General features: G+C 46.9%; 17 protein-coding genes and 2 pseudogenes. 9 read left to right on the forward strand and 10 right to left on the reverse strand.

Annotated elements, in window-relative coordinates:
- From AC5JLB_RS04075 to AC5JLB_RS04085, 3 genes are all read right to left on the reverse strand, one after another.
- A partial coding sequence (locus AC5JLB_RS04075) for a PAS domain S-box protein (protein ID WP_495872578.1) occupies positions 1-2,854 on the reverse strand: 2,854 nt, incomplete at its 3' end.
- Between the two features lie 577 nt (positions 2,855-3,431).
- Positions 3,432-3,809 (reverse strand): hypothetical protein, encoded by a 378-nt coding sequence (locus tag AC5JLB_RS04080; RefSeq protein ID WP_495872579.1) that lies wholly within the window; start codon positions 3,807-3,809, stop codon positions 3,432-3,434.
- A gap of 86 nt (positions 3,810-3,895) precedes the next feature.
- Positions 3,896-4,183: a hypothetical protein gene (locus AC5JLB_RS04085; protein ID WP_495872580.1), complete on the reverse strand. Its 288-nt coding sequence runs from the start codon at positions 4,181-4,183 to the stop codon at positions 3,896-3,898.
- 516 nt (positions 4,184-4,699) lie between these two features.
- Here AC5JLB_RS04085 and AC5JLB_RS04090 point away from each other — a divergent pair.
- Complete coding sequence (locus AC5JLB_RS04090) at positions 4,700-5,152, forward strand: hypothetical protein (protein ID WP_495872581.1); 453 nt, start codon at positions 4,700-4,702, stop codon at positions 5,150-5,152.
- 158 nt (positions 5,153-5,310) lie between these two features.
- Here AC5JLB_RS04090 and AC5JLB_RS04095 read toward each other — a convergent pair.
- Positions 5,311-6,067, reverse strand: a pseudogene (locus AC5JLB_RS04095) (IS6 family transposase).
- A gap of 77 nt (positions 6,068-6,144) precedes the next feature.
- Here AC5JLB_RS04095 and AC5JLB_RS04100 point away from each other — a divergent pair.
- Positions 6,145-6,303 (forward strand): hypothetical protein, encoded by a 159-nt coding sequence (locus AC5JLB_RS04100; RefSeq protein ID WP_495872582.1) that lies wholly within the window; start codon positions 6,145-6,147, stop codon positions 6,301-6,303.
- A gap of 228 nt (positions 6,304-6,531) precedes the next feature.
- On the opposite strand, the gene AC5JLB_RS04105 is transcribed toward AC5JLB_RS04100, so the two are convergent.
- From AC5JLB_RS04105 to rppA, 5 genes are all read right to left on the reverse strand, one after another.
- Positions 6,532-6,939 carry a transposase gene (locus AC5JLB_RS04105; RefSeq protein ID WP_495872583.1) on the reverse strand — a complete coding sequence of 136 codons (408 nt, stop codon included), beginning with the start codon at positions 6,937-6,939 and terminating at the stop codon, positions 6,532-6,534.
- A 20-nt stretch (positions 6,940-6,959) separates the two neighbouring features.
- Positions 6,960-7,268 (reverse strand): transposase, encoded by a 309-nt coding sequence (locus AC5JLB_RS04110; RefSeq protein ID WP_495872584.1) that lies wholly within the window; start codon positions 7,266-7,268, stop codon positions 6,960-6,962.
- A gap of 321 nt (positions 7,269-7,589) precedes the next feature.
- On the reverse strand, positions 7,590-8,873 hold the full coding sequence (locus tag AC5JLB_RS04115; RefSeq protein ID WP_495872585.1) for a DUF389 domain-containing protein: 1,284 nt from the start codon (positions 8,871-8,873) through the stop codon (positions 7,590-7,592).
- Between the two features lie 426 nt (positions 8,874-9,299).
- A complete protein-coding gene (rppB, locus tag AC5JLB_RS04120; RefSeq protein WP_495872586.1) occupies positions 9,300-10,664 on the reverse strand; it encodes a two-component system sensor histidine kinase RppB in 1,365 nt (454 codons plus the stop codon).
- 3 nt (positions 10,665-10,667) lie between these two features.
- A complete protein-coding gene (rppA, locus tag AC5JLB_RS04125; RefSeq protein ID WP_495872587.1) occupies positions 10,668-11,357 on the reverse strand; it encodes a two-component system response regulator RppA in 690 nt (229 codons plus the stop codon).
- A gap of 365 nt (positions 11,358-11,722) precedes the next feature.
- Between rppA and AC5JLB_RS04130 the strand changes: the two genes are divergently transcribed.
- The 7 genes and pseudogenes from AC5JLB_RS04130 to AC5JLB_RS04160 all read left to right on the forward strand — a co-directional run.
- Positions 11,723-12,358, forward strand: a complete 636-nt coding sequence (locus tag AC5JLB_RS04130; RefSeq protein WP_495872588.1) for a hypothetical protein — start codon at positions 11,723-11,725, stop codon at positions 12,356-12,358.
- 150 nt (positions 12,359-12,508) lie between these two features.
- A complete protein-coding gene (locus AC5JLB_RS04135) occupies positions 12,509-13,375 on the forward strand; it encodes a hypothetical protein (protein WP_495872589.1) in 867 nt (288 codons plus the stop codon).
- A gap of 182 nt (positions 13,376-13,557) precedes the next feature.
- Positions 13,558-14,961 carry an Nramp family divalent metal transporter gene (locus AC5JLB_RS04140; protein ID WP_495872590.1) on the forward strand — a complete coding sequence of 468 codons (1,404 nt, stop codon included), beginning with the start codon at positions 13,558-13,560 and terminating at the stop codon, positions 14,959-14,961.
- 9 nt (positions 14,962-14,970) lie between these two features.
- Positions 14,971-15,885 (forward strand): HAD family hydrolase, encoded by a 915-nt coding sequence (locus AC5JLB_RS04145; protein ID WP_495872591.1) that lies wholly within the window; start codon positions 14,971-14,973, stop codon positions 15,883-15,885.
- A 34-nt stretch (positions 15,886-15,919) separates the two neighbouring features.
- Positions 15,920-17,545: an alpha-amylase family protein gene (locus AC5JLB_RS04150; RefSeq protein ID WP_495872592.1), complete on the forward strand. Its 1,626-nt coding sequence runs from the start codon at positions 15,920-15,922 to the stop codon at positions 17,543-17,545.
- Positions 17,546-17,718: 173 nt separating this feature from the next.
- The gene (locus AC5JLB_RS04155) at positions 17,719-18,690 is read left to right on the forward strand and encodes a TIGR03885 family FMN-dependent LLM class oxidoreductase (protein ID WP_495872593.1); all 972 of its coding nucleotides are present in this window, start codon (positions 17,719-17,721) and stop codon (positions 18,688-18,690) included.
- A gap of 329 nt (positions 18,691-19,019) precedes the next feature.
- Positions 19,020-19,187, forward strand: a pseudogene (locus AC5JLB_RS04160) (IS6 family transposase); the annotation flags it as partial.
- 231 nt (positions 19,188-19,418) lie between these two features.
- On the opposite strand, the gene AC5JLB_RS04165 reads toward AC5JLB_RS04160, so the two are convergent.
- Positions 19,419-19,751 (reverse strand): hypothetical protein, encoded by a 333-nt coding sequence (locus AC5JLB_RS04165; RefSeq protein ID WP_495872594.1) that lies wholly within the window; start codon positions 19,749-19,751, stop codon positions 19,419-19,421.
- Positions 19,752-19,989 lie beyond the last annotated feature (238 nt).

Genomic DNA, 19,989 nt, shown 5'->3' on the forward strand with positions numbered 1-19,989 from the left:
CGACGACCGATCGCCGCGCTTCAGACAGTCCAGTTCGCGCCAATTCTTTGATCAGGTCTAGGTGTGCCCCAGTTGCTTCTACATCATCCGTTAGTACCTGGTTTGCCGCTCCCACCTGAGCCAGAATGCCCGTAAACGCCTGAGCGAGTGTATCGTGAATTTCGCGTGCCATGCGGTTGCGTTCTTCTAAAATCGAGGCTGCTTCTGCTCGCTTTTGCAGCGTAATATCTCGCGCTAGCCAAATCACCTGTTCGTGCCGAATCGGGGCAATGCGAGCCGAAAACCAGATTTCTCGTCCAGCTATCCACTTGCTGTATTCAACGGTGAGTACTTGTTGGGTTCTCAGCACCTGCTGAATATAACTCAGGAATTCATCAGCTTGTTCCTTAGCATAGAGTTGATACAGTGTTTTACCAATATACTCCTCCTCATCCAACACTCCATAGGACGGATTTCCTTCGATTGCACAGATCAATTGCCCTTCAGCAGTGAAGATACACAGCGGATCGGGAATGGCTGAAAAGAGCGCCCGCAATTCTGCTTCAGAGGCTTGCAACGCTGCTTCTGCTTGTTTGCGATCGCTAATGTCAACGTGGGTTCCCAACATCCGCATGGGTTGACCTGATTCGTCCCAGGCAACAATTTTGCCAACAGAAAGAGTCCATTTCCACTGACCATCCTGGGTACGCTGGCGATACTCTGCTTGATAGCTGGGGATTTCTCCAGCAATGTAAGCACGGTAGGTTGCGACAACTGATTCTCTGTCATCAGGATGCAAACGAGCAATCCATTCAGAAATGGGTTCGTGGAATGTTGCTGGATTGTAGCCCAGCATTAAAGCGTATTCCGGGTTAACAATTCTTTCTTCAGTCTTTAAATCGAGATCGTAGAGTCCTTGATTTGAAGCGGTTAATGCTAAGCGTAGTCGTTCTTCACTCGTTTGTAGAGCGACTTCTGCCTGTTTGAGATCGCTAATATCTGCAATCACACCTTCTATGCATTCATCGGCTGCATTCAGACGAGTAGAGTGAAGTCCCCAAAATAGCGTGCCATCTCGTTTTTGCAGTTGCACTTCAAAGTTTTGCAGTTCACCATCACGCTTCAGCAATTCAATAGCTTGCTGGCGATCGCTGGGATTCACATAACAGTCTGTGGTGTGTTTCAGCCCAATCACCTCCTCTGGTGAATCAAAGCCAAACAGAGCGGCAAAGCGTTGATTGGCATCGAGAATTAATCCATCCGAGAGGCGGGTGCGGAAGATGCCGACCTGTGAGTTTTCAAAGATCGTTCGGAACTTGGTTTCACTGCGTTGTAATGCCTCTTCTGCTTGTCTACGCTGGGTGGTGTCATTGCCAACCGATAAGATTTCAACGACCTCTCCCTGGTCATCCAAGATGGCTTGATTAGACCAGGCAACCCAAACTCGCCGTCCGTCTCGACACAGGTTTTCACCGTCGGTTTGCGGGTACGATTGAGGATTGCGAAGTAAATCATGGACAAAGGGTCGAATATCGCGTCCAGAAAGTTCGGCTTCTGGAATGATGGTTTCAAATACGGTTCGCCCTAAAATCTCGTGTTCTTCATAGCCCAATAATTTCACTCCATAATCGTTGATGTATCGAATCCGCCCTTGCGTGTCATACCGAATAATGACTGAATTCGCGGTTTGTAGCAGGTTGCGGTAGTTCGCTTCACTTTGCCGTAATGCTGCTTCTGCCTGTTTGCGATCGCTAATATCTGCAACCACCCCTTCGGTGTAGTCATCGCCTGCATTCAGATAAAGAGAGAAAAGCCCCCAAAACAATGTCCCATCTCGTTTTCGCATCTGGGCTTCAAAGCTTCGCACTTCCCGCTCTCGCTTCAGCAACTCAATGAGGTGTTGGTGATCGCTGGGATTTGCATAATAGCCTGTGACGTGTTCAAGCCCAATGATCTCCTCTGGTGAATCAAAGCCAAACAGATTGGCATGGCGTTGATTGGCATCGAGAAGTAATCCATCCGAGAGGCGGACTCGGAAGATGCCGACCTGCGAGTTTTCAAAGATAGCTCGGAACTTGGTTTCACTGTGTTGTAATGCCTCTTCTGCTTGTTTGCGCTGGGTGATGTCATTGCCAACGGATAAAATTTCCACGACCTGTCCCTGGTCATCCAAGATGGCTTGATTTGACCAGGCAATCCAAACCCGCCGACCGTCTCGACACAGGTTTTCACCCTCGGCGTGAGAGTAGGATGCAGGATTGCGAAGTAGATCTTGAATAAATTGTTTGCGATCACGTCCAGAGATTTCGGTTTCTGGAACAATCGTTTCGAGTAAGGTATGCCCTAAAAGCTCATGTTCTTCATAGCCCAAAAATCTTAGCCCGTAGTCATTTACGTACTGAATTCGTCCTTGCGGATCATAGCGAAGGATGATTGAATTCGCAGTTTGGATCAGGTTGCGGTAGTTCGCTTCACTTTTCTGTAATGCTGCGGTTCGTTCGGCGACCTGTTGCGCTAAAGTCGCGATCGCTGAATGATCAGAAGCATTTTCAGCAGTCGTATGAGTTGATGTAGAAGCTGTCTTCTGAGCAAAGAACTGTGGATAGCAAGTTTCTAAATCTTTGACCTTTGCCGTTGCACCCCACCGTTCATAGCAGTGGTGAGCTTCTTTCATATAGGTTTGAGCAAACTTTTCTCGACCTCGCGCTAGATAGTGTTTCGCTGCTAATTCATAGGCTAATGCTTCTTCTTGAATAAACTCATGTTCAGCAGCACCTGCGATCGCTTGTTCATAAAGTTCTTCTGCCTCAAGAAATTGCCCCAAGACCCGCGCTTTCTCTGCCTCGACTAAATGAAACTTATGAAGATGATTCATTAGCGTTATGAATGCTCCCCAAAATTCTTGTAATGTCGATCTCGAACTGGAGAAATCTAGACAAGGGCATAGGACGGGATGATTTTGGATGCTGCTGCTCCCATCTTGCGATAGATTCCTTAACGACGCACACGCGAACCGCTTGTTTACGTGGTACTCTGCGTCCAGGCAGCGCACAATTATCCTGCACTCTCACACCCCAATACATTAGAGAGGCTGAACTTTCATAAATTTGGCTTTGGATTGCAACTCCAGCTAGGGTAATCATTGAACTCTTTCCCTATCAGTATCATCAGCCATGCCACGAATTATATCAGTGCCACAAGCTTTGGTTCTCCTGTTTTTCTTTATCTAAAGGTGCATTAACAGAGAAATAAGTTCCAATGATTAACCCATAGTCGTTAGCAAAACTGCGCTGAAGTTAGCCTTTTGCAATTGGGCTAGGCAAATTCTTCTCAATCAAAGTGTGGTTGATCAACACACCCGCGATCGTTCCACTGGCAACCGCCATCAATAACGCCACACAAGGAGAGGAATTGCTGCAACATGATTCTTTCTGGGTGCTGAGTTCTGGGAACTAAGATTTCGTACAAGCATATTGCCGTTGAATAGCATTGTTTTTGTACACCTCTAATGTTCCAGCTTGCTGGCTATCCAACGTTCCATCCCAGACCCAGTATTGATAATCGCCATTCTGAAACTTGTAAACTCGAACTCCTTCTGTCGCCTGACTGGTTCCTCTCTCTAAACTCAAATTTCCGTTAGAACTGGTCGATCGATATAGGAGTTCTCCCGACTTCCTTGTTTTCCAGACATTGATGTTGTATCCACCTTGGCAGTTCAAGTTCAGGAGCAAATCAGCGGTAGAGTCTGCCATCGCAGGCAAGGAGAAATTAGCTGCAAGACAAGGTACTAAGGCAAGCAGGAGTGTGGAACGTTTCAGTAGTGTTTTCATCGTGCTGTTGTTCTTGTGTAGAGATCAAATGAGTAGATCGTTCTGAGGAGGAACACAACCTCTCTAATATTGTTGTAGAAATTGAACTAGGTTGGTTCACACTGAATTGCTTCGGCATTCCGCAGGTAGCCTAGCTTAGGAGCATGGTTGCTAGGGCACGAAACAAACACAATATCTTGAGGTCGGCTAATAGTAAGCCGATAGGAAGGAGGAAAGTTTTTTGGGTTTCCTGTGATCGTCTCAATGCGCGGGATGATCTGTGGATTATACTGCGCCATACCTGGAAGCTGAAACAGCATCGTTAACACTAACATCAACACAAATGCACCCACGAGCGAAACTATTTTGAAGTTCAAACGGATACTATATTTCATGATTAATCTACCTCATTTTTCGAGTGGTACGGGTGAAAGTAACCTTTAGCGACTGACGAGCGAATGTAGGCGAGGCCAATTTATCGCTGATCTCAAGAATGAATTTTTGGAAAGAGAAACCGAACTGTCTCAGGGTTTCAACCTTTTGCCTGGACGTGAGCCATTGTGTCACTTCAGGCTCGATCGCGTAATATCGAAAACTCATTGACAGGTTGGTTAAATTTAGCATTGCCAAAGATGTAAGCAATCTCTTTCACTAAAATCTCATAAATTGGATGCTGGGTTGTCACAATTTAGCTCCTTGACGTTCTATCTAAACTGTACTGATTCCAATACTTAACTTCTTTCAGATTCTTACGATGATTTTTCAGAGTCTGATCGTGTTGCTTTGCCAGCGATCGCGTCAGTCCGAATTTGGCTCTAACGAACTGTTATAAGAATCTGATAGACATCAAGTATTAGAGCTTACTACACTTCAGACAGTCTCGTTTTAGTCTCATGAAAGGAGCAATAACAATGAAAACATGGATTTTGGCACTTCTACTTGTCGTAGGTGTCAGCTTGGTAGGTTGCAACGATCGCGAAGCGAAGGAGCAATTGAATACAACGATGAACAGTTGGATTGGACGCGATGTGAGTGACTTTATTCGCAAGTATGGTGCGCCAACCACATCCTTCGCTTTGCCAAATGGGAATACGCTTTACTCTTACAAAACTGACCGCGAGCAAACTTACAAACAGCCGATTCAGGTGAACGAGTCTCGCAATCGGCGCGGTGAAAGGAAAACCGTTGTTACAGGCGGAGGGACAGTTGTTGATCGAGATTTTTGTGAGATTGATGTAGAGTCCGATCGTTCAGGCGAGATTTTGAATTGGCGCTACGAAGGTGACTCTCCCAAAAACTGCAAGATCAAGAATCTACCGAAAACGCTCCAGAAGCAACTCCAAAAAGATGGCATTCTTCCTTAACTGAACAGTAGCTGTTGTATGGTTTAATGGGCATTGGTGGATCAGTTATTAGAAGAAGAGCTTGAAGCAGAAACTGCGATCGCTGCTGTTACCGCAACAATCACGGTTGTGTCGCAGATTCTGTTTAGTGACAAACGAAGTATTTCGTTCGTATTTCTTTAAGCGCTCACTCCAAAGACTTCTTCATAAACTTCATTTGAGATATACTGTCCCCTTTGCTCATTCCTTTCACTTGTCCTTTACGAATCATACTCATCGCTTCAATCCCACTGGAGGTTCGTCTTGCACTATTGAATGAACCAAACCCCATCATCGGTTTTGCGATTCGCTTGATGTTGCGATGATCATGCTCGATCCCATTGTTTATATACTTGCTCTGCCGTAACTTTGTCGTTTCTTCTAGCGTCTCATCGGCTTTCAGTGCTTCAACCGCCACTGGATAGGCAGCATTCTTGTCCACCGTGAGTTCTTTGAAGCTCGCGCAGCGACTCACTCGTGGTACTTGAGTGTGTTCAGCCTTTAGCACTTTCCGAAAGAACCGCGCCGCTGCCTTCCCGTCTCGCTTCGCACTGGGCTTGAAATCCAGCCTATTGCCCACAGAATCCACCGCGCGCTAAAGATATTTCCACTCCCCTTTGACCTGAATATAAGTCTCGTCCACCCGCCACGAATCATTCGCGGGATTCAAGTAGGGTTGGATTCGTTTACCGAGTTCGGGCAAAACTTTTAGCACCCACCGATTAGTTGTTGAATGTGTTCGCTTCGCGAAGCTCCGTAGGACACGACTTCAACTCCCCGTTCCGTCATCATTTCCTCTAAATCTCGATAGAAGGTATAATGACAGTACCACCGCACATTCAACAGGATAATTTCAGGTAAGAAGTGCCGCCACTTAAACAGAGATTGCGATGCCATTTAGGGTGAGGTCAGAGGAAATTGAGCTTTCCACCTTATCATTAGACCTTTTGCGTGATAGGTAGATTTAGGGTTGAATGGAAGAATCACCCTCTTGTCCTGCCATGCTCACCTACGCCAAACTTGCCAAGACTCCAGCAAAGTTTCAACGATTCACCGGACTTACAGTCGAGGAGTTTGACCAACTCGTCAGGCAGTCGAGCCGTTGTGGAAAGCGACGGAGCGAAGGCGATTGACGAGCCGAGTTCGGCAGCGAGTCGTGGGTGGCGGTGGACAGTATAGAACCCATTTGAGATCTCAGGAAGGGGATGCAAGGCGCTTCAGCATCAGTCTGACAAAACAGAGGTTAATTTTAGTGGTTGCATGAGCTAGAGTTCGCTCGAAGTTCTTGACTAGACTTTTACAACGCTCCATCCAAGCATTAGATCGTTCTCTTACACAGTCCCCTACGGAGGGAAACCCTCCTACAGGGCTGTGCGCTCAATCACCCATCGAGCCACGGCTGGAACAAATCCAGATTTTCCTTGCTCTGCCTTTTGTTGTTTCGAGGGCTTAGTCGAGAGCTCAAACTTGATTTTCGTCATGATCTGGGGATACACCTTCTCTGACGCCTCAATCAAAGCGTCAATGTGATAACCGTGGTCTAGCAGAATGGTGATCTTGGGAATATTGACGGGTTTCGACTTGAAATAGTCGATGTTGAGCGTCAACATTTCAACTAACCCTGCATCATCGGTGACATGGGCCGGGGTGCAATAGGTGAAGAAGGGAAACCCAAGTGTATCAACCGCTAGATGCCTTTTAATCCCATTCGTCGATTTGTAGAAACAAAAGCCCTTCGAGTTCACACCCGCCGTGCAGGTATTTTTCACGGCTTGAGAGTCAATGATGATCAGCGTCGTCCACTTAGGCTTTTTTTCACCTGTTCACGCACTTGTTCATGTAAGAGTTGCATTAGTTGCTCAATTATCCCTGCTGCTCGCCATTGTTTGTAGTGCCAGTAGACCGTTGAGTAAGGCGGCAAGTCTTTGGGCAAGTCTTCCCAATTGCAACCATTCTTCAGTTGATAGAGGATGCCATCCAGGATCTGCCGCTTTGTCCAATTGGAAGGTCGGGTTCGCTTCTTCTGAGGCAGTATCTGTAGCAACAGGGGTTCGAGAATTTCCCATTCTGCATCGCTGAGGCTGCTGGAGTACGTCATAATCGCGGATTTAAGGGATTTGAGTACCTTGATTCACCCCTGTAAAGATGTCAAATAGGTTCTATACGTTTACTGAAGTTCATGGATTGGTTTCCAGGAGCAATTCCATCGGCTTCAAGGGATGCTCCCGTCCCAATTCTCTCTGCCTAAAGTGATGGAAGAGCGCTAACCCTCATTTGTTACTCTCGCTGAAGCGAACCCTGAAACTTAGCCCCAGTGCGAGTTTCCTATTTTGACGGCTCGAAAGTGACAAAAGAGCAAAACGCAGGTGCAGCAGAGCTTTCAGCTTTTGCTCCTACCAAAGTAACAAATGAGGGTTAGTTACGAACGATTGGGTGCTTCTAGAACACTGACATCAATGAGAGGAGTCACGTTAAATCCTTGGTTAAGCAAATGCATTTGGATATCTTGGGTTAATTGAGTGCGGATTGCTTCGGTGGACTGTTCTATCCCCCGTCGTTGCTGCACATAAACGGTACCCAACATTGTATTTTGCCCTTGAATGTCAGGACGGGTGAAACGAACGTTGGACTCTACCAGTGTTGCTAAACCGCTTTGATCAACTACCTTTTGAATCTCGGCGGTCGCTCGCTGGGTACGGCTGGAACGTTGGAGGTTGGGAGAGCTGGAAAATTGCCAGGTAAGCAGTCCCGCCAGCGCTGCAACTGTAACCGCTAAAATGGCGGGAAACGCCCAGGCTTTGCCTCGCTGATAGCGTGCTCCTTTTGCAGAAATCCCATAAAGCCGAAACACGATCGCGGCTGATAAATTAATTCCTACCAGTTGCAGTAGCAGCACAAACGCTCCATTGACTGTTAAGTCCCAGCGGCCCATTGCTCCTGCCATGCCGATCAGCCCAGCCGGAGGCGCTAAGGATGCTGCAACCAGCATCCCTGTAGCGGCTCCAGAGACCAAGCTACTGCGTTGGGACTGCACCAGATTTAAGGCTCCTGCTGCACCCGCTACCACTGGCAGCAGCACAGCGACAGCAGAAACTGTACTTGTTGCAGCCATTTGCTCAGTTACAGTTTCTTGACGCAGAACCAAGGTGAGCAGTCCCGCAACCGCGATCGCGACAGCTAAGGCTGCAAAATATCTCAGCAAACTACGGCCTAAGAGACGGCGATCGCCTCTTGCAGTAGCCAACGCCACATTCATAGCTGGACCTGCAAAGGGAGCAATTAACATTGCGGCGACTAACAAATAATTGGTATTGGTAAATAGCCCAATCCATACAACCACTCCAGCCGCCGCCGCATATCCCAAAAAGCCTTTCCAAGAACCAACACTTTGTAATCCAGAGAGAAACACTTCAATAGGGCTACGAGGTGCTACGTCTGTAACTTGTTGTGCAGCTTCATCAGCAGGTGGCTTTAATCCCATCACTCCATGTGGATTGAGTGTAATTCGGAGATTGGGCAACCCTTCTAGAGCTTGCATCAGATCTTCAACCTTACGGTTAGGAATGTGAATAATGACTACGTCCAGCAATTCATCAGTCCCTATCGCCTCAAACAATGCTAGATTCGTCCCGTCATGATCTTTGGCCGTGTTCAAGACCTCTTTTCCATGTCCTCGTGGAACTTGCACGAGTAGTTGACGCATGGCACTTCTGCTCCTATATGTATTGCTGTATTGCTTTGATAATTGTTAATGCCTTAATCCAAGCGGACATCTGTTAGTAATAGCTATACCATTATGCAGATTTCTATCTATCTTTTAATCCGATAAGGTCTAACTAGGCAATTACAAAAGTTGCGATCGCTTCCTTATAGCCTCAAAGACACAGCCCCACAATCATTTTTGTGTCTAGCGTTGAGCTAATAGAACTTTGATCCCAAACGCATTAGTGGGATAGCAGCACTCAGTCGATCAAGAACCCGAAGAGACTCCCTCATTCATTCATAGGGATAGCCACTTCTCAATGGCTACTTACTATATTCACCAGTAATCTGTTTTGAGTATTTAGGAGCAGGTTTAGCGGGAAGTTAACAAATTTAGTCCACAACTTTAGTCCATAGGAGAACAACATCATTTTAATGGCAAGCGCAGAGTGAAGATGCTGCCCTCGCCCACTTTGCTTTGAACTTGAATAGTACTGTGATGGGCATGAGCAATGGCTAAAGCAATGGGTAAGCCTAAACCAGAACCTCCTGTGTGCCGCGATCGATCTTGTTCCACTCGATAAAAGCGATCGAAAATTCGGCGTTGCTCTGCTGGCGCAATTCCTAACCCTGTATCCTGAACTCGAATTACGGCGTACTGTTCATCTTTGTTTAGCAAAACCGTAACTTTCCCACCCGCTGGTGTTGCTTGAATCGCATTGTTAGTTAAGTTGCAAACCAAACGATAAAGCTGTTCTTCATCGCCTAAAACATAAACTGTATCAGACGCTTGTAACTGCATTGAGAGTTCCACCTCCTCCTTAACCGCTAAAAAGGCTAACTCTTCCATCAAATCGCTGATTAGATCATTGAGACAGCAGGGGAGGTGCTCTCCTGTCCGTTTACGCTGATCAATCCGAGTCAACAGTAGGAGATCTTTGACTAACTCTGAGAGTCGTAGAGTTTGCCGTTGCAGGACGGCTAGGGCTCCTCCGGATGTATCTAAAGTAGAGCTTTCAGGCTTAGTTTGAAACCGCAGCGTAGATTCAATTGTGGCCTGCATTGCAGCGAGCGGAGTGCGAAATTCATGGGCGGCATCGGCCGTAAACTGCTGCATTTGTTGATAAGAGCGGTAGATGGGTTGCATCGCGAGTCCCGCTAGCCACCAGCTTGACCAAGCGACCAATAGCAGCGCGATCGCACATCCCAGCAGCAGCGTCCAGCGTAAGGCAGCCAGGTTTTGGTCTAGGTCTTGTAGCGATCGCCCTACCTGCACATGGCCTCCAGGCTGATTTTGGATCTGTAGTGGTAAGGAGACTTGGCGATAGTGAATCCCTTGATGATCTGTCAATGTCTGCCACTGGGCTTTTCCCGACGTGCTCGGTAATTGGTCTACCTGTAGTCCCATGACAACAATGGGTCTTCCCGTTGAATCCAATAAGCGGATGTAGTAATTGATGGGATCAGGAACTCCGACTAGGGGAGGTCGAATTATTCCAGGAAGCTGGGCTGCTTCAGTGCTAGGGATACAATCTGTTTTAGTCAAACACAGCTTCAAGGACAAATGATCAGCAACTTGACGTAGCTGCTCTGGTCGCTGCAAGACAGGCTCAATTCGTTTAGCCACAACCCCTGTAACGGCCTGCAATCCTTGATCAATGGTTCGACGGTAGGCATGGGCCACCACTTGATAAACTCCCAAACCGCATATACCCATAATGCAGGCCATGACGCTGGCATACCAGAGAGCTAAACGGAAACGAGTTGCACCAAAGAGCTGATTGTCTTTCATAGCTCATACATCAAGGTTAAAGCGATAGCCTACGCCATAAATAGTTTCAATAGCAGCCCCCTCATCTTCCAATTTACGCCGGAGTAGACGCACCTGAGCCGCCACGACATTGCTCACAGGTTCAGCGCTCACTTCCCAAAGCTGATTCATGATTTGATCGCGATTGACAATTTGGTTGGGATGCTTCATGAAGTATTCCAAGAGCTGAAATTCTTTGATGGTCAAAGGAATCACCTGGCGATCGCCATTCGCATTTTGCCGAACCACAGCGTGAGTCCCATAGTTGAGCGTTAAGTGACCCGCTTGGAGTTGGGCAGGCTGAATTTGAGGCGATCGTCGTCGCAATGCTCGTAGTCTGGCCAGCAGTTCTGCCATTTGAAAAGGTTTAACCAAATAATCATCTGCGCCACTATCAAGCCCTTGAATCTTTTCCTCCATGCGGTCTTTGGCAGTCAACATCAAGACAGGGAGCGAGCTATTCTGGGCGCGTAGCCGCCTGCATAACTCCACCCCTGACAGCCCTGGCAACATCCAATCAATAATCGCCAAAGTGTATTCAGTCCAGTGTGCTTCTAAATATTTCCAGGCTTGCGTGCCGTCCAGCACCCAGTCCACCACGTACATCTGGTGATTCAGAACTTGTTTAATGGCTGCGCCTAAATCGGCTTCATCTTCAACTAATAGAAGTCGCATTGTTAATAACTTTAGTTTCTTAACTAAAATCCCTTAGTTATAAGGTACTTACAGAATAGTGAAATCAGCGTGAAATTCATCTCGCCCATTGGATATAAATGCTGATAGCATGCCCATACATGGTTTGAGTTAATGATGAAATCAGCATGAAATTTTGCTCAACCCATAAACTAATACTCACTACCTCCTTGGCTGGAAGAAACAATTAACTTCAATTCTTATAGTACTAATAGCAATGAAGAAATAGCTAAGGTTTGATTGCTTGTAAGAAACTCAAAAAATATTTGTAAACATCCTAAAGATGTTTTAGGTCAAACAAATGCTTTCTAATTAAGCTCAATAAGCATTTTGTTTTGGAGGAATTTATGAGCCAGAAAATTCATTTGATTCAAAAAAACTTTGGTTTACTAGGAACGATCTGCGGCAGTTTAATAGTTGGTCTACCGACAATTTCCTTAGCTAGCCCAGCCACTCCTAGTTCGCTAAATCCCTGTCCTGGTATTTATTATGAGGAACCTTATAACAGCACAAAGTTAGTTCCTAGGGGTTGCCCATCTAATGCTGCCACTCGGCTTCTAAGCGAGCAAACCCAATTACCACGCCAGCAGGTTATTGTTCCTGTTGTTGTTCCTTCTGGAATCCCTACGCGTCCAGCACAACCACCCCTTCCTGAAAATAGAGCTGAGCCGATCGCGACTGTGACACCCGTGGCAGGGGAAGTAGGTGTGAGGTTGAAGAATAACACTAACGCTCTCGTTAGTTATGAAGCGATCGGATACACGCAGCGTCGTTTCCTACCAGCAGGAGCAGAAGCCACCTTAAAGCTACCAACCCCCGCAACAATCACGATGGTGCGGCAGGACAAGGGGTTATTGAAAGTGATGTCAATGCCCAGTTCTAGAAGCGGAATGTTGGCAGTATCGCTTGATGAAACGACCACCTTGACTGATAACCAAGGCGTCTTGAGAATTCAAAAGGATGGTCAAGTCTTTTTGAACTAAACCATCTTTTTGAACTAAAGCAATAGAAATCAAGCAATCAGGTGTGAACAGATTTTTTATTTACTGTTCTGTTCTGACCTAATCAATAGTGAACTTGAAAAAGTGAACTCGAAAAGTTTTCCAAACATAAATCAACGGAGTGAAAATCACATGACTCGCTACACCAACTCTAATCACAATAGCTTTACTCAAAAGTTGTGGAAAGTTAATGGAGCGCTTCCTACAGGAATTGCCCTTGCCCTAATGGCTTTAGTTCTTCCCGCTTGCACTAATGGGCGACAAGAAGCGGCTGCCCCGCCCGCTACAGGAAATGTCACAACTAAAGAAGTTGCAAACGAGACTAACCGCTTAATTGGACAGACTGTGACCATTAGAAGTGAGCCAATTAAGAAGATTGCTCCTAACACTTTCACAGTGAGCGATGAGCAATTCTTTGGTACTGAATCCATTCTGGTCGTGAATGCTTCAGGCACACCTTTCACTCTACCTACTGACAACGATGTTGAGGTACAAGTGACAGGCCAAGTTCGTAATTTTGTATTGGCAGACGTTGAACGAGAGTTTGACTTAGACTTAAAGCCTGAACTGTATGCTGAGTACGAAAACAAACCTGCAGTTGTTGCTCAAGCGATCGCACTAGCGCCGGAACCGGGCAAAGTCACCGAAGATCCTCAACGGTACTACGGCAAGCCACTAGCTGTAACGGGTAAAATTGAAGAAGTGACAGGTCCGAACGCATTCACACTGGATGAAGATCAACTGTTAGGTGCAACTGATTTGCTGGTCTTACGAGCGAACCCTAAGGCAGGTGCCCCAACCCCAGCAGCGATCGAAGATGGTAAAACAGTTGCGGTAACGGGTGTACTGCGTCCCTTTGTGGTTGCTGACCTTGATCGAGAGTACGACCTGACCTGGGATTTAGGTTTACAGAGAAAGCTAGAAGCAGAGTACAGGCAAAAACCTGTATTGATTGCTGACGCTGTTTATCCTTCAGCAATTCCAGACGTTAGAAAGTAAGTTACAGCTTTGAGGATGGGTTGGGTGGTAATACCACTCAACCTATTAAACCTGTATTAGGCAAGTGACAACAACATCTGCACTTAAAGCGCTATAGATCTCGCTAAACAAGCAGCATTGAAATTGAGCGAGCTGGGCTTGAGCCTGTGCTGAGCTAAATCCTTATAGGAGTAGAGAGCAGAATGAACAGCGATCAACAAATACAAGCTAGCACCCGATTTACCGACAACCCACAACCACAAGTTCCCAAACCGCCTCAAGGACGAGATTGGTTGAAATGGTTAGGACCTAGCTTTCTCTGGATGCTGTCTGCAGCTGGCTCTGGTGAGTTGCTGTTCACTCCCCGAATCGCGGCGCTCTATGGCTATACATTGCTGTGGGCACTCCTAGCAGCAGTAGTCCTGAAATGGTTTATCAACGGCGAAGTTGGCAGGTTTACCGTTTGCAGCGGGGTGACGATTCTAGAAGGCTTTAAGCGGCTTCCTGGACCGAAGAACTGGGCAATCTGGCTGATTTTAGTGCCTCAGTTTGTGGTCGCGATCACGACTGTCGCAGGCATGGCAGGCGCAGCCGCAACCGCACTGATTTTAATGACCGGGGGCACAACACAACTATGGACAGTGATCATCATTGTGGTGACGGCAGCAATCGTCTTTCTGGGGCAATACGACGGAGTCGAGAAAGCCTCATCCTACATTGGCATTGGTCGCACGATCTCTGTGGTAGCTGCTGCCGTTTTCGTCTTTCCTAACTTGGGAAAATTGTCAGGTGGATTGGTTCCTCAAATTCCTCAAGATGTCCAGTATCAGGAGATTCTGCCTTGGTTGGGGTTCATGTTGGCAGGGGCAGCAGGACTGATGTGGTACTCCTACTGGGTTGGTGCGAGAGGGTACGGTGCTGCTACCAACAAGCGCGAAGAACCCATTGATTTTGAGCAGCTCGATCGCGATCAACGGCAGCGGTTGCAGGGATGGCTCAACCTGATGACCTTCTCCAATACCCTAGCCGTAGTCGGAGCCTTACTAGCGGCCCTTTCGTTTTTGATTTTAGGAGCAGAACTGTTGCAGCCAGCAGGGTTAGTACCCAAAGAAAATCAGGTTGCAGAAACCTTGGGGGGCCTTTTAGGAGATCTCTGGGGACCTTTCGGCTTTTGGTTCATGGTCGCGATCGTGTTTATCACCTTTTGCAGTACGGCGATGTCGGTGCAAGATGGGTTTGGACGGATGTTTGCTGATGGAACGCAGATTCTACTGCAAGGGTTTGGTATCCGAGGTGGTCGCTGGACGAATGAAAAATTCTTACGCAAGTTTTACATTGCTACTTTACTAGCAGGGCTTCCGATTGCCGTATATCTCTTTTTCGGCGAACCTGTGGGGTTGCTTCAGACGGCTGGAGCCATCGAAGCCTCTCATATTCCGATCGTCACTGGGCTAACTTTATATCTCAACCGTCAGATGCTACCGAAGAAACTACAGCCTGCTGCTCTAAGCTTCTGGGCAACTGTTGTAGCCGGTGTATTTTTCGCTGGATTTGCAGTGACCTATTTATTACAGCTCACTGGAGTCATCGGCTCTGGCGGAAGTTAGGAGGACTTTATGTCACAAACAACTCAATCATCACAAACAACTCAATCAAATGTTAAGCAGCAACGACGAGCGACTCAGCCTATTTGTAATCGCATTGCGATCGTGTTTGACTTTGACGATACCCTTGCCCCGGATACTTTTGATGGGCTGGTAAAAGCTTTAGAGTTAAATGTAGATGAATTTCGCCAGCAGCGATATGAACCTTTGAAAGATGCAGGTTGGGATCATGTTGCAGCAAGATTCTATTGCTTGATTCAAGAATCTAAGCGTCGCCAGAAGCCTCAAGACAAAATTACCAAAGATGACTTGATCCAATTCGGTCAACAATTACAGCCGTTTGACGGCGTTACCGAGATGTTCGATCGCCTGCATCAGCATGTACAAGATCTTAATCCAGAAATCGAACTAGAGTTTTACATCGTTACAGGTGGTTTTGGCGAAGTGGTTCGCAACACCTGCATTGCTCCTTACTTGACTCAAATTTGGGGCTGCGAATTTCACTATAGCGAGACGGGCGAGATCGAGTTTCTCAAACGCAGTATTAGCCATACAGAGAAGACCCGTTATTTAATGCAGATCGCTAGTGGTCGAGATCAGGTAGATAGCGATGGGCAATCGTTTACCTACCGAGATGTTTCAGCCGACCAACTGCACGTTCCTTTGTCACAAATGATCTATGTCGGGGATGGGACATCTGATGTCCCTTGCTTTTCGGTCCTAAATGATGAAGGAGGAATCACGATCGGCGTTTACAAAGAGGCTCAAGCCTGGAATGAGCAGATTCAAGTGAGTGAGAGTCAGCGAGTCACCAATTTAGCGATCGCTGACTACCGGGAAGATTCAGAGCTAATGCGATCGCTGACTCTCGCCGTTGAGAGCTTATGCAAACAAATTTCCTTACGTCAGCTCAGCGTTGGAGAATAAAGTCAACTTAGTTGTAATTAGCTCTAGATGTTTTATGCAGAATCTTTGGTACAAAAACGCGATCGTCTATTCCCTGGATGTTGAAACCTTCATGGACTCCAATGCAGATGGCGTTGGTGACTTTCAAGGGCTGACGCAGCGACTTGATCACCTCGCAGCAATGGGCATTACCTGTCTCTGGTTATTGCCGTTTTACCCCTCACCTAACCGAGACAACGGCTATGACGTGATGGATTACTACAATGTCGATCCACGATTAGGCACATTGGGCGATTTTGTCGAGTTCATGCACCAAGCACGCGAGCGAGGGATGCGAGTGTTGATCGATCTAGTAATTAATCACACGTCTGATCAGCATCCTTGGTTTCAAGAATCTCGATCCAACCCTCAATCTCGCTACCGCAATTACTATGTTTGGTCAACGAATCCACGTGAGGATGATCCGAACCTGATCGCATTTCCCACGGTGGAAGATAGCTTGTGGGATTATGACGAGCAAGCAGGAGCCTATTATCTGCACCACTTCTACAAACATCAGCCTGACCTGAACATCGCTAATTCTTTAGTGCGAGAAGAGATTTGTAAAATCATGGGCTTCTGGTTGGAACTGGGCGTGTCTGGTTTTAGGATTGATGCAGCTTCTTTCGTCATCGAAGGTATTGGTATCCCAGGGGCTAACCAGGAAAACCTACAGATCTTTTTTGATGAGATGCGGGGGTTTCTCGCTTCGCGTCAAGGAGATGCAGTATTGCTAGCAGAGGCAAATGTGTCAGCAGAGGAAATCTCTACTTATTTTGGGCAGGGAAACCGGATGCATCTGCTGTTCAACTTTTTGCTGAACCAATACATGTTCTTGGCGCTGGCGCGTCAAGCAGCCGAACCACTGCGCTATGGACTCAGAACTTTACCAGAAATTCCTAGTCAGTGTCAGTGGTTGAATTTTGTGCGTCATCATGATGAACTGACCCTTGATCGCTTGAGTGACTCAGAACGACAGGAAATTTTCGATGCTTTTGCCCCCGAAGAAAATATGCAGATCTATGGACGGGGAATTCGTCGCCGGTTACCTCCGATGCTAAAAGGCGATCGCCGCCATATTGAACTCACTTATAGCTTGATGTTTAGTTTACCGGGTACTCCTTTATTACGGTATGGTGATGAGATTGGCATGGGCGATAATCTGCGCCTAGAGGGGCGTACGAGTGTGCGAACTCCCATGCAATGGTCTGATGAACCGAATGGTGGCTTTTCTGACGCTCCCCCTGACCAACTTACACGACCTGTCATCAGCGAGGGAGAATATAGCTACAAACAAGTTAACGTGGCTCAGGAACAGCGCGATCCGGCTGCACTAATCAACTGGATAGAACGAATTGTTCGCATTCGCAAGCAATGTCCAGAGTTCGGCTATGGCACATTACATATTCTAGAAACTGATGATCCCTGTGTCTTTGCTCACTGTTGTGAGTGGAGCGATCGCGCTGTGATTGCGGTGCATAACTCAGCTGATCGCGACTGTACCGTAACACTCAACTCTACTGATTATGAGCATCTGTTTGATCTGTTTGGCGATCGCCCTTACGAAGCACTCAATGATAATAAAGCTATTCCACTATCTCCCTATGGCTATCGCTGGTTTCGGGTAAATCAGACTCATTAAGTGCTATGACAGCTCTCAACCTCAAATCCAACAGCAGGGGCAGCGAGTTGCTGTCTATCCTTGGGCTAAGAGAGCAGGGCAGTTTGGGATTGCGGCCCGTGCATTTCTGTTTGGCCTGATTAGCACTTTCCTAATCGTAGTGGATTGCAGTAAATTATCAGGAAAGATATCTCATGGTACAGATTGGTTATCACGCCTCTCACGAACAATTTCAACCCAGTGAACTGCTGAAGTATGCCCAAAAGGCAGAACAGGCAGGGTTTACACGGGTTCTCTCATCCGATCACTTCCACCCTTGGAGCGAGCAACAAGGGCAAAGCGGATTTGCTTGGTCTTGGTTAGGCGCAGCCATGCAGGCAACCCCCAGCCTCTCCTACCGGGTCGTCAATGCTCCCGGCGATCGCTATCATCCCGCGATCATTGCTCAAGCCACCGCTACTCTCGCTGAGATGTTTCCCCATCGCTTTTGGTTAACAGTCGGCAGTGGTCAGGCACTGAACGAACATATCACCGGAAATAAGTGGCTAATCAAGCGCGATCGCAATACTCGGCTCAAAGAGTGTGTTGACATCATCCGGGCCTTATGGGCAGGCGAAACTGTAACCCATCATGGGTTGGTTTGTGTGGAAGAATCCAAACTTTATTCTCGCCCTGACACTCCACCCCTGATCCTGGGGGCGGCAGTTACAGAAGCAACTGCTGAATGGTTAGGCAGTTGGGCTGATGGGCTGATTACCATCTCACGCCCACCTGAAAAACTGAAGCGAGTCGTGGATGCTTTTCGGCGCGGAGGTGGAGAAGGGAAGCCCATGATTTTGAAAGTTCAGCTTTCCTACGATCGCACGGATGACATAGCTCGTCAAAAAGCGCATGAACAATGGCGCAACAATATCTTTAAGAATGTTTTGATGACGCAGCTACGAACCCCGGAACAATTTGACGCAGCAGGAGAGTTTGTCACACCAGATGAACTGAATGAACATGTTCGGATCTCAAGCAATTTGCAGCAACAGATTGAGTGGCTACAAAAGGATATCGAATTAGGCTTTGATGAACTGATTTTACATAACGTCAACCGAGAGCAGGAGCAATTTATCGACGTCTTTGGGGAGAGCGTTCTGCCAGTGCTAACAGGACACAAGTAGAACAACATGTGATCACAAGAATGATCACAAGAGAAGTTGACAAGCAAATTTCAGGAGGATCACATCATGCAAATTAATCAACACCAGTCTATTCACCTGTCGATCGCAATTGTCTTGAGCGCGATCGACATCGCAGAAGTTGGTGCGATCGCAGCCCCTCAAGAGATTTCAGCATAAACTGCGAGTGAAACAATAGCTCAAGGTTCAAATGCCTTGCTACTGGCACAAGCAGATAGAGATGCTTGCCGAATCATTGCTGTCAGCGGATTATACATTTGGCAGGAATCATCCGTTTACAGCAAGGCAATTGGTCTTATTCCGGCATTGTCAAGCTAGTGAAGCAGGTAGAGCATCGACAGCATAAGGGAGTGAATAATCGAGCAGAGAATTCGCGTCAACCGACAAAAGTCAGAGAAAGGCGAATGCGACGATTCAAATTGCTTGGGCAAGCTCAACGATTTCTATCCGCATGTGGACCGATTCGAGGACACTTCCATCCCAAGCAACATGAACTGAGTGCAACACGATATCGAGCAGAACTACCGCTACAAAACAGTTCTGTTGCAAAAATGATGGGCCGCACCAGGATTCACCCCATCAAGATTTAATTGTGCAAAGCGATCGCATCCAATTTGTTAGATTGGCAGTGGATGGGAAAGCGGAGGTCGCGCATAAGAATGTTGAGGTTTATGCGCGACCTCCGCTTTCCATCCGTTGCGACACTTCAATTAAGGTCGGTCAATCACCTTTATAAAACCTTTTGCAACCATCATGTCTTTGTTCGGAAAATATTTCACTTTTGTATGCGTAATTACCTTATCCCCAACACCAAATACATCAACGAAAGCAAGAGGGTCATCACCGATCGCAACCGCCTTCCCACGTCCCTTTCCCATAAAACCGCCATTCCCTAACTCATGAACTTTAGTAGTTGTATCGGTCAGGGCTAAGGTTGGATCACCTGTAGCCAATGCATCAGCTGTTACCCCTACAAGGATTCCACCTGAAATTGCATTGGGTTCTGAAATACTTTCTAAGTAACTCAAATCATTGATCAGCATAAGAATGAATCTCACAGATGCAAGTTATAACTCACATCCAAGCATCTTTTTTATAAGACCAGTTGCCATATTGGCCCATTCTGCCCAATATTGTCGAATTAATAAAATGGGGACTGCTGAGCGCTCTTGCTTAAAACTTAGAAGTTTGTCTTGTGTGGAGAAAAGCGTTCATTCAATCTGAGGTAAGTAGAGAGGTGCAATTAAATATAAGATAGAGTAGGAGTGTCACCTTGTACTA

The sequence above is a fragment of the Myxacorys chilensis genome (assembly GCF_059505265.1).

Bases quoted from the DNA above. Each gene is read 5' to 3' on its own strand.
- AC5JLB_RS04165 (WP_495872594.1), bottom strand. From the start codon at position 19,751: ATGCTGATCAATGATTTGAGTTACTTAGAAAGTATTTCAGAACCCAAT.
- AC5JLB_RS04145 (WP_495872591.1), top strand. From the start codon at position 14,971: ATGTCACAAACAACTCAATCATCACAAACAACTCAATCAAATGTTAAG.
- AC5JLB_RS04155 (WP_495872593.1), top strand. From the start codon at position 17,719: ATGGTACAGATTGGTTATCACGCCTCTCACGAACAATTTCAACCCAGT.
- AC5JLB_RS04115 (WP_495872585.1), bottom strand. From the start codon at position 8,873: ATGCGTCAACTACTCGTGCAAGTTCCACGAGGACATGGAAAAGAGGTC.
- AC5JLB_RS04090 (WP_495872581.1), top strand. From the start codon at position 4,700: ATGAAAACATGGATTTTGGCACTTCTACTTGTCGTAGGTGTCAGCTTG.
- AC5JLB_RS04085 (WP_495872580.1), bottom strand. From the start codon at position 4,183: ATGAAATATAGTATCCGTTTGAACTTCAAAATAGTTTCGCTCGTGGGT.
- AC5JLB_RS04135 (WP_495872589.1), top strand. From the start codon at position 12,509: ATGACTCGCTACACCAACTCTAATCACAATAGCTTTACTCAAAAGTTG.
- AC5JLB_RS04150 (WP_495872592.1), top strand. From the start codon at position 15,920: ATGCAGAATCTTTGGTACAAAAACGCGATCGTCTATTCCCTGGATGTT.
- AC5JLB_RS04130 (WP_495872588.1), top strand. From the start codon at position 11,723: ATGAGCCAGAAAATTCATTTGATTCAAAAAAACTTTGGTTTACTAGGA.
- AC5JLB_RS04110 (WP_495872584.1), bottom strand. From the start codon at position 7,268: ATGACGTACTCCAGCAGCCTCAGCGATGCAGAATGGGAAATTCTCGAA.
- rppA (WP_495872587.1), bottom strand. From the start codon at position 11,357: ATGCGACTTCTATTAGTTGAAGATGAAGCCGATTTAGGCGCAGCCATT.
- AC5JLB_RS04100 (WP_495872582.1), top strand. From the start codon at position 6,145: ATGGAAGAATCACCCTCTTGTCCTGCCATGCTCACCTACGCCAAACTT.
- AC5JLB_RS04080 (WP_495872579.1), bottom strand. From the start codon at position 3,809: ATGAAAACACTACTGAAACGTTCCACACTCCTGCTTGCCTTAGTACCT.
- AC5JLB_RS04140 (WP_495872590.1), top strand. From the start codon at position 13,558: ATGAACAGCGATCAACAAATACAAGCTAGCACCCGATTTACCGACAAC.
- rppB (WP_495872586.1), bottom strand. From the start codon at position 10,664: ATGAAAGACAATCAGCTCTTTGGTGCAACTCGTTTCCGTTTAGCTCTC.